This is a genomic window from Acinetobacter sp. SWBY1, assembly GCF_002946595.1.
Classification (GTDB): domain Bacteria; phylum Pseudomonadota; class Gammaproteobacteria; order Pseudomonadales; family Moraxellaceae; genus Acinetobacter; species Acinetobacter towneri.
Genome location: NZ_CP026616.1, coordinates 1,155,711 through 1,171,331, shown reverse-complemented (window position 1 = coordinate 1,171,331; position 15,621 = coordinate 1,155,711). Strand labels below are relative to the sequence as shown.

Annotated in this window: 10 protein-coding genes and 8 tRNA genes; 13 read left to right on the top strand and 5 right to left on the bottom strand. The window is 41.0% G+C overall.

Features of this window, described 5'->3' with window-relative positions:
• Positions 1 to 4: 4 nt before the first annotated feature.
• The 10 genes from elsL to C3Y93_RS05620 all read left to right on the top strand — a co-directional run bounded on the left by elsL (position 5) and on the right by C3Y93_RS05620 (position 2,348).
• The gene (gene elsL, locus C3Y93_RS05665) at positions 5 to 529 is read left to right on the top strand and encodes a cell wall-recycling L,D-carboxypeptidase ElsL (RefSeq protein ID WP_104852332.1); all 525 of its coding nucleotides are present in this window, start codon (positions 5 to 7) and stop codon (positions 527 to 529) included.
• A gap of 273 nt (positions 530 to 802) precedes the next feature.
• Positions 803 to 878 (top strand) — tRNA-Val (locus C3Y93_RS05660).
• Between the two features lie 26 nt (positions 879 to 904).
• Positions 905 to 981 (top strand) — tRNA-Asp (locus tag C3Y93_RS05655).
• A 51-nt stretch (positions 982 to 1,032) separates the two neighbouring features.
• A tRNA-Asp gene (locus C3Y93_RS05650) sits at positions 1,033 to 1,109 on the top strand.
• Positions 1,110 to 1,129: 20 nt separating this feature from the next.
• Positions 1,130 to 1,205 (top strand) — tRNA-Val (locus C3Y93_RS05645).
• A 14-nt stretch (positions 1,206 to 1,219) separates the two neighbouring features.
• A tRNA-Asp gene (locus tag C3Y93_RS05640) sits at positions 1,220 to 1,296 on the top strand.
• Positions 1,297 to 1,397: 101 nt separating this feature from the next.
• A tRNA-Val gene (locus C3Y93_RS05635) sits at positions 1,398 to 1,473 on the top strand.
• A 65-nt stretch (positions 1,474 to 1,538) separates the two neighbouring features.
• A tRNA-Asp gene (locus C3Y93_RS05630) sits at positions 1,539 to 1,615 on the top strand.
• A 101-nt stretch (positions 1,616 to 1,716) separates the two neighbouring features.
• Positions 1,717 to 1,792, top strand: a tRNA-Val gene (locus C3Y93_RS05625).
• A 94-nt stretch (positions 1,793 to 1,886) separates the two neighbouring features.
• Positions 1,887 to 2,348: a DUF2750 domain-containing protein gene (locus tag C3Y93_RS05620; RefSeq protein WP_004977378.1), complete on the top strand. Its 462-nt coding sequence runs from the start codon at positions 1,887 to 1,889 to the stop codon at positions 2,346 to 2,348.
• A 25-nt stretch (positions 2,349 to 2,373) separates the two neighbouring features.
• On the opposite strand, the gene C3Y93_RS05615 is transcribed toward C3Y93_RS05620, so the two are convergent.
• From C3Y93_RS05615 to yccS, 4 genes are all read right to left on the bottom strand, one after another.
• Positions 2,374 to 3,192 (bottom strand): YdcF family protein, encoded by an 819-nt coding sequence (locus tag C3Y93_RS05615; RefSeq protein WP_104852331.1) that lies wholly within the window; start codon positions 3,190 to 3,192, stop codon positions 2,374 to 2,376.
• Between the two features lie 167 nt (positions 3,193 to 3,359).
• Positions 3,360 to 5,978 (bottom strand): PepSY domain-containing protein, encoded by a 2,619-nt coding sequence (locus C3Y93_RS05610; protein WP_104852330.1) that lies wholly within the window; start codon positions 5,976 to 5,978, stop codon positions 3,360 to 3,362.
• A 155-nt stretch (positions 5,979 to 6,133) separates the two neighbouring features.
• Positions 6,134 to 6,694: a YcxB family protein gene (locus C3Y93_RS05605; protein WP_004977388.1), complete on the bottom strand. Its 561-nt coding sequence runs from the start codon at positions 6,692 to 6,694 to the stop codon at positions 6,134 to 6,136.
• A gap of 147 nt (positions 6,695 to 6,841) precedes the next feature.
• Positions 6,842 to 9,016, bottom strand: coding sequence for a YccS family putative transporter (gene yccS / locus C3Y93_RS05600; protein WP_104853250.1), 2,175 nt, complete (start codon positions 9,014 to 9,016; stop codon positions 6,842 to 6,844).
• Positions 9,017 to 9,267: 251 nt separating this feature from the next.
• On the opposite strand from yccS, the gene C3Y93_RS05595 reads away from it, so the two are divergent.
• The 3 genes from C3Y93_RS05595 to gltS all read left to right on the top strand — a co-directional run bounded on the left by C3Y93_RS05595 (position 9,268) and on the right by gltS (position 14,046).
• Positions 9,268 to 10,452, top strand: coding sequence for a multidrug effflux MFS transporter (locus tag C3Y93_RS05595; RefSeq protein ID WP_104852329.1), 1,185 nt, complete (start codon positions 9,268 to 9,270; stop codon positions 10,450 to 10,452).
• Between the two features lie 399 nt (positions 10,453 to 10,851).
• Complete coding sequence (locus C3Y93_RS05590) at positions 10,852 to 12,189, top strand: DcaP family trimeric outer membrane transporter (RefSeq protein WP_104852328.1); 1,338 nt, start codon at positions 10,852 to 10,854, stop codon at positions 12,187 to 12,189.
• Between the two features lie 615 nt (positions 12,190 to 12,804).
• Positions 12,805 to 14,046: a sodium/glutamate symporter gene (gltS, locus tag C3Y93_RS05585; RefSeq protein ID WP_104853249.1), complete on the top strand. Its 1,242-nt coding sequence runs from the start codon at positions 12,805 to 12,807 to the stop codon at positions 14,044 to 14,046.
• A gap of 91 nt (positions 14,047 to 14,137) precedes the next feature.
• Here the strand turns inward: gltS and chrA are convergent, their stop codons facing one another.
• Positions 14,138 to 15,364, bottom strand: coding sequence for a chromate efflux transporter (gene chrA, locus C3Y93_RS05580; protein ID WP_104852327.1), 1,227 nt, complete (start codon positions 15,362 to 15,364; stop codon positions 14,138 to 14,140).
• Positions 15,365 to 15,621: the final 257 nt, after the last annotated feature.

Here is a 15,621-nt window from a genome sequence, read left to right as displayed (position 1 = left end):
CGCAATGTCTTTTTTATACACACAAGCAGATATTTTGATTGATTTAGCCGAGCAAACTTTATATTTGCCGAAGCATCAGAAACTCTACGTCATCTCGAGTGGTGTGAATGGCATTGGTGAAACTGAAAATAGTGGTAAAACACCACGTGGCTGGCATGAAGTCGCTTTAAAGTTTGGTGAAAATAAACCTGAAAATGCAGTGTTCATTGCACGTCAACCGACAGGGGAAATTTACAATTTAGATTTAGCTGAACAATTTCCTGAACGAGACTGGATTTTAAGCCGCATTTTATGGCTCAGTGGTTTGCAAGAAGGTTTTAATCAAGGCATCGGCTGCGATACTTTTCAGCGTTATATTTATATACATGGCACACCAGATACAGAGCCGATGGGAATTCCTGCATCGCATGGCTGTATTCGGATGCGTAACCACGATATTTTAGAATTGTATGAACTGATTCCAGAAAAAGCCTTGGTTTATATTTCTGAACACAAGCTAGATTTAAATAGCTTAGGTTTGCTTGGTTGATGGTGCGTTGATGGTGCGAGTCAATTGAATAAAGTTATATTCATCGCAACATAAAAAACCAATACATTGAGCAGGTAGAGTGCAACGCTAACAAGTTGAAAAGCACATTAATTTTGCTTGAAAACTAAAATAACTTGCAGAATTTGTTTGTTTTTATAGCGGATCACCTATTTTTTAATCACTCAGTCACAAAAAACTGAAAACAAGCCGAAAAGCGTTTGACAGGCGGTAAAGATTCTCTATAATGCACCTCACAAACGATAAAGACGTTAAGGGCGCTTAGCTCAGTTGGTAGAGCGTCTGCCTTACAAGCAGAATGTCGGCGGTTCGATCCCGTCAGCGCCCACCAAGCCTTTACGTTATAGATTCTTACGTGCAGCGGTAGTTCAGTTGGTTAGAATACCGGCCTGTCACGCCGGGGGTCGCGGGTTCGAGCCCCGTCCGCTGCGCCACTTAAGATTCTTTAACCATTGTTTGTACCACAATAGTGACTTTGTGTAAGTGCAGCGGTAGTTCAGTTGGTTAGAATACCGGCCTGTCACGCCGGGGGTCGCGGGTTCGAGCCCCGTCCGCTGCGCCATTTACATAAATTGCTTTTGAGGGCGCTTAGCTCAGTTGGTAGAGCGTCTGCCTTACAAGCAGAATGTCGGCGGTTCGATCCCGTCAGCGCCCACCAGATTCTTTTGCGATGCAGCGGTAGTTCAGTTGGTTAGAATACCGGCCTGTCACGCCGGGGGTCGCGGGTTCGAGCCCCGTCCGCTGCGCCATTCAAAAGAAAAGTTTAGGTTGCCTGATAGACTTAAACTGAAATGATGCAAAGTTTGACAGTTTTGCAAAATCAGAACAAAATATTGTTTTGATCTTATCAGGGCGCTTAGCTCAGTTGGTAGAGCGTCTGCCTTACAAGCAGAATGTCGGCGGTTCGATCCCGTCAGCGCCCACCATATTTTAGTATTTATGCTTGGCATACATACAAAAAAGACCTTAATTGCTTAACGCAATTACCGTTGCAGCGGTAGTTCAGTTGGTTAGAATACCGGCCTGTCACGCCGGGGGTCGCGGGTTCGAGCCCCGTCCGCTGCGCCATTTTTCATTCCCTGATGTGAAAAATGTATTTCAAAGTTCAAGACGACGTGCTTCGCTTGTCTTGCATCATAAAAAATAACGATGTTATTTTTTAATCTTCAGGGCGCTTAGCTCAGTTGGTAGAGCGTCTGCCTTACAAGCAGAATGTCGGCGGTTCGATCCCGTCAGCGCCCACCATATCCTTTCATCCTCATTTATCTTATATTACTTGCGTATTGCAATAAATTCGCCTAAAATTTTTATTTAATAATAATACTAATATCCGTGACTTATGCGAAATCCTTATCAACGTAAAGCTGCATCTAAGCAAGCAACGCAAACTTATAATGCACAAGATATTTACAAGCAATTTATTGAGACCATTGTGTCTCAGGGGCATGTTTTTGCATTGTATGAAGATGGCTGGGCGCTCTGTGCCACGCCTACAGGGCAACGTGCTTTTGCAATGTGGCAAAATAAAAGTCTGGCAAAACTGTTAATTAAAGACAATTGGGCCAATTATCAAGTCGAAGAAATTTCACTGAAAGATTTTATTGAAAAAGTGATTCCATTTTTACGTCAGGAAGCCACCAATATTTCGATGAATCTAAGCCCAGAAGGGCAGAATGTATTGGTTGCCCCTGAAAAGTTATTGCTTGATCTAAAAAATTATTTGTATCAGGTGTATATGCAAAAACCTGAATTTTTTAAAGATATGCAAATTCCTTTACCACGCTCGATACGTTTGAATTAAGCGATCTGCTTGCTAGATTTTATTTTTAATACTCATTCAGCAGCCAACCACTGATATAAGCAAAATACTCGCGTAACCATGCGTTATAGCGGGTATAGAGTGGTGTCGTTGCACTGAGCATGCTGAACTGTGTGTATCCTTGTCGTTTGGCAATGGCTGCTGCACGTGGTGTGTGAAAGTCGCTGGTGACAATTATAATCGGTTGGGTTTTATCTGTGCCTAATGTATGCAGCAAGGGCTGACTGTTTTTCAAATTAAGTGCCGTACTGGTGCTTTGGGTTTCCAAGATAATGTGTGATGCTGCAATTGCATAACGTTGTTGCAAATAATCAGACATCACCTGTGCTTCAGTGAGTTGTTCCGCAAATGCAGGGCCACCACTAACAATGAAATAACTTTGAGGATGCGCTAAGGCATACGCGGCTGCAGTATCCAGTCGTTTGGCGAGCGTGGGCGATGGTTGTCCATTTTCAATGCCACTGCCGAGTACAATCACCACTTTAGCATTGTTGGTTACAGTATTTTGCTGCTGTGTACTGAAATGAATATAAGTAAAAAAGATCAGCAGGCTGATGCACCACAGCCAAAATACGCCCCAACCGAATTTCCACAGCCAATCTAAGCGTGTATGTTGTTTTAAGTAGCTTTGAATCCAAGTATAGAAAATCGCATAACACAGCAGCATCATGCCTATTAAAACAGGTAAAATGGTGCCGAAATGGATTTTCTTTAAGCTGATGAGATAGGCACCATCCAATACTAAAATTAGCCCAATTAGGCTACTCAATATTCTTTTAAATAGACTAAATTGTGTTTGTACGTGACTTGCTTGCATGCCTTGCATAATTTTATTGTACTGTGATGCTGTACAAACAGTATAGCCGAAGCTGCTGAAAAATTTTGCCTCAACTGAATTATGTTTCGGCTGAGGCTATGGATAAAACTTGGGTGAATTGCCAAGTTTTAGCTATAGAGCTACAGCGCAAGCCATTTAAAAAGTGTCAACAAATCCTAATACACATCTCGGCGATAACGTCCTTGCTGACGTAATTGTTCCAGTTGAGTCTCACCCAAAATATCTTTTAAGGCTTGGTCGACATCACTGGCCATGCCTTGAATGCTACCGCAGACATAAATCACGGCATTTTGTTCAATCCAGCGTTTTAATTCTTCAGCCTGTTCGCGTAACTTATGGTGTACATAGACTTTTTCGGCTTGATCACGGGAAAAGGCCAAATCAAGGCGTTGTAGCATACCTGTGCTTTGCCAAGCCTTGATGGTGTGCTGATAAAAGTAATCGTGCGCTTGCTGACGTTCACCAAAAAACAACCAGTTTTGGGTGTAATTCAGGCGGGTACGTGCATGCAATAAGCTCATTAATCCTGCAAGCCCTGTACCGTTGCCAATACAAATAATTGGGCGGTCATCATCAATTAAATGGAAAGATGGATTATTGCGAATGCGTAATGCGATATTTTGCCCAAGTGCAGCATGTGCAGTTAACCAACCTGAACCTAAGCCAAGCTCGCCTTGAGCATCGAATTTTTGACGCACCACAAGTCTTAAAACCTGTTGTGAAGGAATACTGGCAATTGAATATTCACGACTAGGCAAGGGTGAAAGTTGTGCCAATAATTCATCCGCAGTTTTAAATGTCTGAATTGGCGCGGTGAGGTCTTTATCTGCCAAAGCCTGTACTAAGGTTTGCTGACCATCAGCAAGAATTGTATTGGCATCGAGTTGATGCTGTTTTAAAAAGGCGTGAATCCGTGCAGTGCTGTTTTCAGGCTGAATTTCTGCAATATCACCTGCAGACCAATGCACATCATGTTGTGCTAACAGTTCAATATTGAAGGCGGGTGCGCCTAAACTGTTGGGATTTAGCAAGTCACGTTGCTGTAAGGTCCATGTATCAAAAGTTTTTTCGATATGCATACTTGGTAAGTCAAGTTGTGTGACCTGTACCAAAGCCTGATTCCAACGCTGTATGTCTGCAGGATTGGCATTATTTACTTCAATGGTATTGAACAAGGCATGTGCTTGATTACGTTGCAGCCATGCAGCAATCGTATGTCCAAAACGGCAGTAATGATCTGCATATTCACGTGAACCTAAAGCCAGTACTGCATAACGCAAATGACTCAGGTCACAGGTTTGCGGTAGGATTTTTTTCACAAAACTTGAGGTCAAATCGGGTGCATCACCTGTGCCATAAGTGCTAGCAATACATAACAGTTGGGTGGTGTTTTTAAGATCTTCAAGGCTGAGATGTTGCAGGGCTTTGACTGTGACAGGCTGATGTGCTTCTTGCAGACTAGTAGCGGTGCGCCATGCCAATTGTTCGGCAGTACCTGTTTGGCTGGCATAGACAATGAGCCAGTGTGCAGCATTTGGGTCGATCTGAAATTGAGTCTGGTTTTGACGTGCAGCAAGAGTCAAACGCTTTTGTTTACGACGTTTTAAATACAGCATCCAACCTGTGACGAAAAACAGCGGCATCATCAATGCAGAAAGCATGGCTAAAAATTGATAAACAGGCCCAAAGAAACTACCGCGATGCACAGGCAGCATACTGCTCATGATTTTTTCATTAAGCCGTTTGTCTACATATAATTCAAGTTGAGTAATACGTGCTTGTTGATAATCAAAAGTTGCGTTATTGCGGGCACGTTCATGTTGTGGAATGACATCGACAAAGTTAATTTCAATTTCACTATTGGTGTGTTTAGGCACATTAAAAGTGATACTGGAATAATCCTGCCCCAATTGCTGCGGGAAATGTTGCCATGCCTTCGTCAATGCCAGATTGATTTGTGCCTGATCCAGCGTATTCTGCTTGGCTGGTTTTGTAGTGTTTGCGCGGCGTCCTGCAGTTTGTGTTTGCGCAGCCTGATGAAGTGCTTGAGCATTTGAATTTACAGGTTTGTTGCGTCCATCTGCTTGCAATTGCGCTTGTGGTCTTTCCACACCCATGACTTTAAACATGCCATTGCGCCACCACTCATACGACCAATACAGTCCTGTGCATGCCAAAACTAGATAGAAAATCACCACCCACGTGCCTACTACGGCATGTAAGTCCCAAATAAAATTACGTCCTTTTAATTGAGGTTTGAGCGCAAACCATTGTTTAAATGAATGGCGTTTCGGCCAGCGTAGGTAAATGCCACTTAACACAAAGAACAACAACATGAGGGTACATGCGGCTGTAATTTGTTTACCAATAGGCCCTACGGTTAAGTTGCGGTGTAATTGCTGAATAAACTGGAAAAATTCACGTCCCCGAATTTCAGGCAACACTGCTGCCGAGTAAGGGTTAATCAGGATATTTTGTCCACGTTTTGCACCTTCTTTCGCAATATTGATGGTTGAAGATGCAGCCGGGTCTTTTGCAACGGTGATGCTATTAATTTTATAGTCAGGTTGGGTACGCTGAAAATGTTGATAAATTTCTGCAGGGCTTAGTTTGGCTTTCTGCTCAACTTGTACCTGATAACTGTTCGGATTCATCCATTTTAGAATTTCTTGTTCGTAGGAATAAATCGCACCTGTCACGCCCATGAGTGACAAGATCAGTCCTGCAGTAATACCAAGGAACCAGTGAATTTGGAAAAAGGCTTTCTTCAGCATAAGCGTTGGTTGTTGAGTATGAATTGTGATGCAGAATAATGCAGAGATGAAGTTAATGCAAATGCTATTTATTCTCATTATCGTTCATTGTTTTAATTTTAAGCAAAAAAAACCTCCATCACAGGGGATAGAGGTTTATTTTTAAATAGGGATATTTAGATTTGCTTGGCTTCGCCTGCAGCTTCAGTCAAATGCTTGCGAATGGTGTTGAACGAAAAGTTCTTGCTGTCCATACGCTTAGGCAGAATATAAGCACCTTGCTGACCTTTTACTTTGAAGTTCATCAAGATAAACTCAGGGGTATTGTACCATTCATACACATCTTTCCAGCCAATTGCACCCACGCCTTCTTGAGCGCCCATTTGCTGACGCATCACGATACCGTGCGGCTGTACGCCTAAACGAATCCCTTTAATTTCTTGAACAGGAAATTCATTCATTTTTCGCTTAACGTACCATTCCAAGCCGTATTTACGCACGAGCAGGTAGAGCACCACACAGACAATGGCAACCCAGCAGAAAATTGTCGAATAATTTTTTAATAGCAGAATGCCTAAAATGGAAAGGGCAACAATCACACCCATAATAATCCATGCTTTCATGCCAATTTTATTGGTACTGCGCCAAATTACCAGTTGTGCGTGACGTTGTTCTTCTTCAGAAACTTCGTAGATCACAGGCTGTAGGGTATAGGCGTATAAACTTTTCGCGGTCATAGTGAAACTAACAAATTTAAAACTATAAAAAGTTTAGCATTAATTGCTGTCATGCAGTGAGTATATTGTCGCAAAATCATGCTAAGGTCGGTGAATACTTGTGCAGCTTAGGGCGAATAAGTAGGCACTGACCGTTTGCAGGATTGTTTATAAAGACGCCAGTTCAGTTGCGTCCTGATCATGTTCGTGGCTTAAACTTTGTTTTAAGCGACTTAATTGTTGCAAGATACTCATCATCAAAGATAATTGCTGCAAAATAATTAATGATTTTTGATCTTCTTCTTTGTTTTGGCTTAAACGCTGACGAATGGTTTGCAACATGTTGTGTGCACTTAAATCTGGCGTTTCATCTTTCAGTAAAGCACCTTGAATATCGTCCATTGCTTGATCGAGCAGTTGCAAGACTTCCTGATCGTCAATTTTGTCACGATGCACACCAAGTGCAGCAATATAGCTAATAAAGGTGTGATTTAGACACAAGAACTCAAAGGCTTGAGCTTTTTGATTGGGGTCAAAATCAGGTTCGGTGGCGAGTGTTGAAATCAGTGAAGCAACTTCTGCATCGGTATTATGAGCAGCACGGCGCACGACACGATAATTCAAACCGTTGTTGCGTCCATTTTTATATTGTTCAATCACTTCTGCCAAATAGCCACATTGCGCGGTGAGTGAGCGGCGAATCGTGCGTGATAAACGACGGAATTTCCAATCGGGGAAGATAAAACTCACGCCAAACCATGCTAGCGCACAACCAATTAAGGTATCGACCATACGTGGTACGGCTGCAGCATAGCCTAAACCCTCTAGGTTAAAGTTCATCAGCGCCAAAATGGTCATAAAAGCAGTGGCTTGTGCATATTGTTTACTACGCAATTCAAAGAACAACATGCCACTAATCACTAAAACCAGTAATTGTCCTTCTACAGATGGTACAAAATATAAAATGGTGTAGCCGACTACAATCCCTGCCAACGTCCCAATAATACGCAAACGTAAACGTCGTTTGGTGGTGTTAAAGTTAGGCTGCATCACAAACAGTGCGGTCAGTAAAATCCAGTATCCATATTGAATATTGGTAACTTGTATAAAAACATAGCCAATCAACAGTACAATCGACAACCGTATGGCATGGCGGAACAAGACCGATTCAGGGGTTAAATGCTGTTTGATACGGATGACAATATCATCCCAGCTTTTTAAGTCGTCATCTTTCAGTTGTTGTTCAATATGTTTTGATTTATCCAGTTTAATATTGCGTTCGGTTTCAAGGTTACGCAATTGAGCATCAATAGATTTCAGGTTTTGGTATAGGGCAAACAATGCATTAATCCAGACTTGGTCATATTGCTGTTCACTGCGCAGTTTTTCTAAAGACTGTTTAAGATTTTCAAAAGCATGTTTAAAACGCTTGTTATGCACATAAGGTTTACGGTGCAAAATGCTTTCGCTTAAATCTTTACAGGCTTTGCCCTGAATCGACAAAATGCGTTGGAAGCGAAATAAAATATCGCTGTGCTGAAATATTTTCGCCAGTTTTTGATAATCAATATGTGCAGAGTCTGCACGTTCGTGAATGTCTTGTGCGACAAAATAATATTGTAAGCTGCGTCGGGTATCTTTTTGCCCACGGTCGCCTTTTAAACGGGTCAGTAAAGCGGTTTTTAAGTCGTTAAAAATCGCAATTAATTTGCCATTTTCAAGTGATAAATCAATGATACTTTGTTGATAACTCGGTGCAGTCATATCCACATCAAATAGATTTGATTTGGCAAATAAAAAATCACCCAAAGAAGAATAACTGAGTGAAAGTTTGTCTTGTAAGGCACGAACAGGGAACAGTAAAAAGCTGATGGTCGAAATTAAGCCGTACCAAATTGCGCCCGAAACCAAAAGCAGCGGCTGCATGTACCAGTCATCAAATAGGTTGACGCCAAGCATGGAATAGACCGACACCACCAAACAGCCATAAGAAATGGTGGCATAACGTCGTCCGAGCGAACCGAGCAAAATTAAGACAATACACGACAGGATTAAGCCTGTAGCAAATAAAATAGGATGCGGAAATAAAAACTGAATTGATGTGGCGGTAACAAAGAAACCAATATAAGTATAGAGCTGATTGACAATACGCACCGAAAAACGGTCATCAATATCACTCAAACCTGCGGCAAGCACACCTAAAGTTAAAGGAATAGTGGCAAGCTGCATCCCCATAAAATAGGGAACAAAAGCAGTTCCCGCAAATGCAATGAGCATGCGGATGTTATACATAAATGTGGTGTTATAGGTCGCTTGTTTGAGCTTTATCAGCCAAGGTTTCAACATCATTCCTTTAAGTAAACTTTTCTGTCTAAACAGAGATTTATGCTGCAAGATGAAGGTTTGCGTACATTGTAACTGTAGATGAGATGTTTAGAGTACCTAATATGTGAAAATTCATCTTTGATCACAACAAATCATACTATGGAGCGTGTAAGCTTGTCTGTACATCTGTCATTTCATCATAAAATATGAGCATATCGAAAACGCTGCCAAGTTCAAGCAGTACGCCACCATCTGCGCAACAACCCAACATGCGGCAATATTCGACTGCGTGGATTTTATTGTTGGCGTTATTGACTTCGCTTGGGCCTTTATCGATTGATATGTATTTGCCTGCCTTGCCCGTTATGGCAAGCGAGTTTGGCGTATCGACCCAAATGGTCGCAAACAGTTTGCCTGCCTACTTTTTAGGTTTGGCATTGGGTCAACTGATTTACGGGCCGCTGAGTGATCGGATTGGACGTAAGCCGCCTTTATATTTTGGCTTGGCACTATTTTCACTCGCCAGTATGTTGTGTGTGTTTGCACAAAATGAATGGGGACTGATTGCTGCACGTATTTTGCAGGCTTTGGGTGGCTGTGTGGGTGTGGTAATTGCACGAGCAGCTATTCGTGATCGCTTAGATTTGCAAACATCCGCTCAAGCTTTTTCGAGCATGATGATTGTGATGACCATTGCGCCCATTATTGCACCTACGCTGGGCGCATGGGTACTTAGATGGATGAATTGGCAAGCTATTTTTGTAGTGCTGACCTGCGTTGGAATTATTTGCTGTTTATGTGTGCACTTCTTTTTTAAAGAAACTTTGGCGGAAGAACGTCGTTTAAATTTGAACTTTCAGCAAGTACTGACCTTATATTTTGCCATTTTAAAAGATCGTGATTTTCGTTTTCCAATGTTGGCAGGCTGTCTGACTGGTGGGGCATTGTTTTGCTATATCAGCGGTTCAAGTGCAGTCATGATGGATCAATATGGCTTGAGTGAAACAGCTTTTGCTTATGTGTTTGGTGCCAATGCGATTGGTATTATGCTGTTTTCGACCCTGAATAAAAAAATCAGTGGCAAATTGGGTGTGTTACAACGCTTAAAATTGGGCAGCATGATTCAACTGAGTGGTGCGGTCATTCTACTGCTTGCAGGTAGTTTGGGGTATGCACCTTTGGCATTGGTGATGGTCGGTTTATTTCTTGCCGTGTCTGGGATTGGTTTTACAGGCCCGAATGCCATGGCACTAGCTATGGCAAAACAAGGCGCACGTGCAGGAACAGCCAGTGCGGTCATGGGCAGTGTGCAATTCTTTTGTGGCTTGATTGGTGGAGTGTTACTCAACTTTTTAACAGGCAGTGCTTTGCTGAATATGGCTGTATTAATGCTGCTATTTATTGGGTTTGGGATGTTTGCCGTTTTTCATATTTTGCAACCTCAATCAGATTGAGTTGGGGTCAATACTTTTTCAAATGGTGATTTTTTTCGAAAAAATCGGGCTTTTTAACAGAACTGAAATATATACAATAGTCTAATGGTGGTGTAAATACTTGAATAATCAACCTATTTAAAGTGTTGAATTTTATATGGTTTAATTGTTTGAATCTGTAATTATGATTAATTGTGATTTCTTATTCGGGAAAACTGATTTTAATAAACGTCATAACTTGATAGATTGAAGCCTGTAATAAATGACACAAATTGTAATATTTTAAATATTTGGGTGTCTTGGACTATTTGGCAAAAGTGTTTTGATTTTAAGCCATTTTTATAATTCGATGTGAAATCGATAGATGACGAACAAAATCATCATGCACGGATGCAGCGTTGTTTTATTTTGGAGAGATAAATGAGTCAATTACTCAACGGTCAATTTATGATCAAAGGTTTAGCTATTGCCGTTACAACATTAATGGTAGGTACTGCACACGCAGCAAAAACTGAGCAACAACAAATTCAAGAACTTCGTCAAGAAGTTGAAGCGTTAAAATCGTTAATTCAGCAACAACAGCAAGTACAACAACAGCAGCAAACTCAAATTGCCCAAGTACAACAGGCGAAGCCTGCTGCACCTGCAAGTGCATTAAGCGCATGGAAATCTAAATCTGGTGCAGATGTTTCTATTTATGGTTCGATCCGTGGGGATGCAAACTATATTATTAAAGGTGCTAATAATGACTTTAACTCAGCACATACAAGCAAAGAAGAAGCAAGTGACAAATTACTTGCTACAGCAAAAGTAACTCGCTTAGGTTTAGACTTTAATACACCTGTAGGTGACAACAAAGTAGGTGGTAAAGTTGAGGTTGACTTTGCAAGTGCCGCAGAGAATTTACGTATTCGCCATGCTTATTTAACTTTAAACAACTGGTTATTCGGTCAAACTACATCGAACTTCTTGTCTAATCATGCACCAGAAATGATCGACTTTAATACAAATATTGGTGGTGGTACAGCACGTGTACCGCAAGTTCGTTACAACTATAAATTAGCCCCTGCAACACAATTATTTGTTTCTGCCGAAGAAGGTAATAGTTCAGCAACTGAGCTGAAAGTTACAGAAGAAAAAATCAGAGATGATTCGGGTGCTGTAATTGACACTCAAGTTAAGAGAGAAAATGTTTCTTCAGATGTGACCTATCGTGCTCCTGTAATTACAGCTAAATTAATGCAAGGTTATGCGGAAGGTAAAGGTTCGGCTTCTGCACGTGCATTGGTTGAACATTATAAAGCTAAATCTGGCGATGATAAAACAGGTTGGGGCGCAGCTGTAGGTACAAATTATCAAGTTGCAGAACCTTTAAAAGTATCTGCGGATGTCTCTTATGTTAAGGGCAACAGTAACTATTTATATGGTAGTAACTCTGCATTTTACGTAAATGCAGATAATGGTGATATTGAGCAGAATGAAGCATTTGGTGTACAAGTGGGCGCAACCTATAAGTTCTCTCCACAACTACGTTCAACTTTAGCGTATGGTGCTTTATTTGCAGATGATGGTACAGACTATGCGCGTTTAAATGATGGCGCTAACGAGAAAGTACAACAAGCGTGGATTAACTTTATCTATTCACCTGTAAAACCAGTTGATTTAGGTATTGAATATATTAATGGTGAGCGTGAAACTTTCAAAGGTCAAAAATTCAGTGATGACCGTGTAGGCTTTATGGCTCGTTATAGCTTCTAAGTTTCAGCACTTTTAGCGAAAACCAAAACAGAGCTTAATGTTAAGCTCTGTTTTTTTATGTTGAAAATTTATGTTATCAATTCAATAATTTAAATTTTATTCAGTTTTATAAAATGCTGTAACTTGCACTTATAGTTGAAAATAATCAATAAAATTTATAGAAATAATGCAGAAAATAGCAGCTTTTTGTCAAAAAAAATGCATAATGATCGACCTTTAATCTTGCTGTTTTTTATCAAGTGATTGAATATCTTTATCGGAAGGTATTTATCTACCTCAGATATTTTGGAGCTTATATGAGATTACCTCTCAGTCTTAAGCCGATTCAGTTGTTTGCACTCGAAGACACCCCGAAAGTGAAATTGCTGTCTTTTGTCTTTCTTTTCTTCTGTTCTAGGCAAACGCAGATGATAACGCTTGAGTGAAACCAAAGGATGGGTTGGCTGAGCAAAATGCATACCTCTTAAACTTCGGTCAAATACGATACTGTTTACATACTTTGTATTGCGGCATTTTTTAGTTGATTTAGAGTCATAATGATGCAAATACTTTGGTTTGCATAGACAGTTCTTGATCATATTAAAAATAATCTGCAATCACTATATGGATATTGCCATGGAATTTACTTTTAATGCGTTTTATACGCTGATTGCTGCGGTCATCGTCCTGCTCTTAGGGCGACTTTTAGTCAATAAAATTGATTTTTTAAAACGCTATAATATTCCTGAACCTGTTGCAGGTGGTTTGGTTGCCGCTATTGTTTCATTGTTGGTGAGTCAATTTTGGGGTTATAGCATTACCACCAGTAGCGCATTGCAAACTAGCTTTATGCTTATTTTCTTCGCCTCGATTGGTTTAAGCGCGAACTTCACAAAATTGCGTCAGGGCGGAATCGGTTTAATTATTTTCTTGATTGCAATTTCCACATTTATTGTGTTGCAAAACATTGTCGGCATTAGTCTTGCAACATTATTAGGTATTGATCCACTAATTGGTTTAATTGCAGGTTCAGTTACCTTAACGGGTGGTCATGGTACTGCGGGTGCGTGGGGCGAAATTTTTGAAACCCAGTATGGTATTCAAGGGGCGTTGGCATTAGGTATGGCCAGTGCAACCTTTGGTTTGATCATTGGTGGTTTGATTGGTGGCCCTTTAGCCAAAACCTTAATCAATCGTCATCAATTGGCTGTACCACGTACCGACGAACAAATTGAAAAACGCGATAATACACCTGCGGATCAAGATTCCAATGAGTTTATTCCATTTGAATATCCGCATCAGGTTCGTTTAATTACAGCAGATAATGCAATTACTACTTTGGGTTTATTTGCTGGATGTTTGGCATTTGCCGAATTTATGACAGGCGCTGCCAAAGGCACGATGTTTGAATTACCAACTTTCGTTTGGGCATTGGCGGGCGGTGTGGTTCTGCGTAATGTCTTAGAAAGTATTTTTAAAGTTAATATTTTTGACCGTGCGATTGATGTGTTTGGGAATGCATCTTTATCGTTATATTTGGCGATGGCGTTGTTGTCACTCAAACTATGGCAATTGGCCGATTTGGCAGGTCCGTTGATGGTGATTTTAGGTGCGCAAGCACTCACAATGGCGTTATATGCAGCTTTTGTGACCTTCCGTCTTATGGGGAAAAACTACGATGCAGCCGTGTTGGCAGCAGGACACTGTGGTTTTGGGATGGGGGCAACGCCAACAGCAGTCGCCAATATGCAGGCCATTACCAATATGTATGGTCCATCTTATAAAGCGTTCTTGATTGTGCCGTTGTGTGGTGCATTCTTTGTCGATTTAATTAACGTTGCGGTGATTCAATCCATTCTAAAATTCTTTGGTGGCTAAGCTCCAAAGCATTCAGGCTTGATTCAGTCATCCACAAAAAATGCCAGTTCAATTGAACTGGCATTTTTATTTGATCTGTAGCATTTTTCATTTAAGCCATGAAATGCAAGAATGCTGTATAGACCAGAAAACTACCAATTAAACTGAGCCAAACAGGTAGTTTGGATTTTAATAATCCAATCACCAAAACAATAAACAGCAGATCAACAATACTCAAAATATGACGCTGTGCCATTTCGAGCACCATATACAGCAGCAAACCGACTACAGCTGCATTAATACCTGTTACCGCATGACGGATATAGGCTTGCTGCATTAACCAAGACCAATAAGGCAAGGTCGCAAATAGCAAAAAGAAAGACGGCAGAAAAATCGCCAACGTGGCTAAAGTCGCATTCAGCAGCATAGATTCTGTCATTGGAATCAAACTGCCCAAATATGTTGCAAAGCTGAACAGTGGGCCAGGCACCAATTGCGCCATGGCATAACCCAAATCGAACTGTTCTGCACTGACTAAGCCTGTGCTAACAAAATCTTGATGCAATAAAGGCAAAATGACATGCCCACCGCCAAAGACCAAAGATGCGGCTTGATAGAAACTTAAATTAGCTGCATAGAGTAAATGAGGTTGTAGCCAGTTTAGACCTGACAGCACAATAAAGGGTGCAACAAAAAGTACTGCCCAAAATATAGCATAACGACGATGTTTGAGTAAATGTGCCGCAGTAAAATGCGTATCTGTCGCCGTTGTATTGGTGGATGCTGGTGCAGCAGTCGGTGCTGCGCGTTTCGCCATCCAAATGCCAAAACAAGCGGCAATCAGAATCACCAAAACTTGATTGAAGCTCAATGGCATTAGATAAATAAATAGGGCAGAAGCAAACATTAAGGCATATTGCCAAACCGTTTTACAAAAACTACGCAGCATTTGCCAAAATGCCCAAGCCACCACGGCCAATACGATCAGTTGAATACTGTGAAAGCTATTTGAAGACAGGACATCAAAATATTGATGTCCCAAAACTGCAACCAAAACCATAAACAACGCTGAAGGTAGGGTAAAACCCAACCAAGCTAGGACTGCACCCCAATAGCCTTTTTGCAAATAACCAATCGCTAAACCCACCTGACTACTAGTTGGGCCAGGTAAGAGTTGTGCAATTGCGATAATTTGTGAATACTGGGATTCATCTAGCCATTTGAGTTGTTGCACAAAACGCTGATGGAAAAACACCAAATGCGCTGCAGGCCCACCAAAAGACAGACAGCCTAATTGCAGAAAAATCCAGAATAATAAGGAATAAGAAGGTGTTGGCATATAATTTTAGACAGATTCGACTTGTGCGCCACTGTAGTCGCTAGACGTGACAGTTTAACGAATTACTACAAGGATCGGTTAAAATAATAGATAGACTATGGGCGCTCATGCAAGGTAAAAACAGAGAGCATAACTGTTGACGTTAAGAGGGTTGCTGTATCAAGTAGGCTGATCAACCTTGACACGATTGATGGTGAAATATCGACTGAAACCTATGGATTCAAGAAGGTCATTATGAAAATTGGGTATGTATCTCT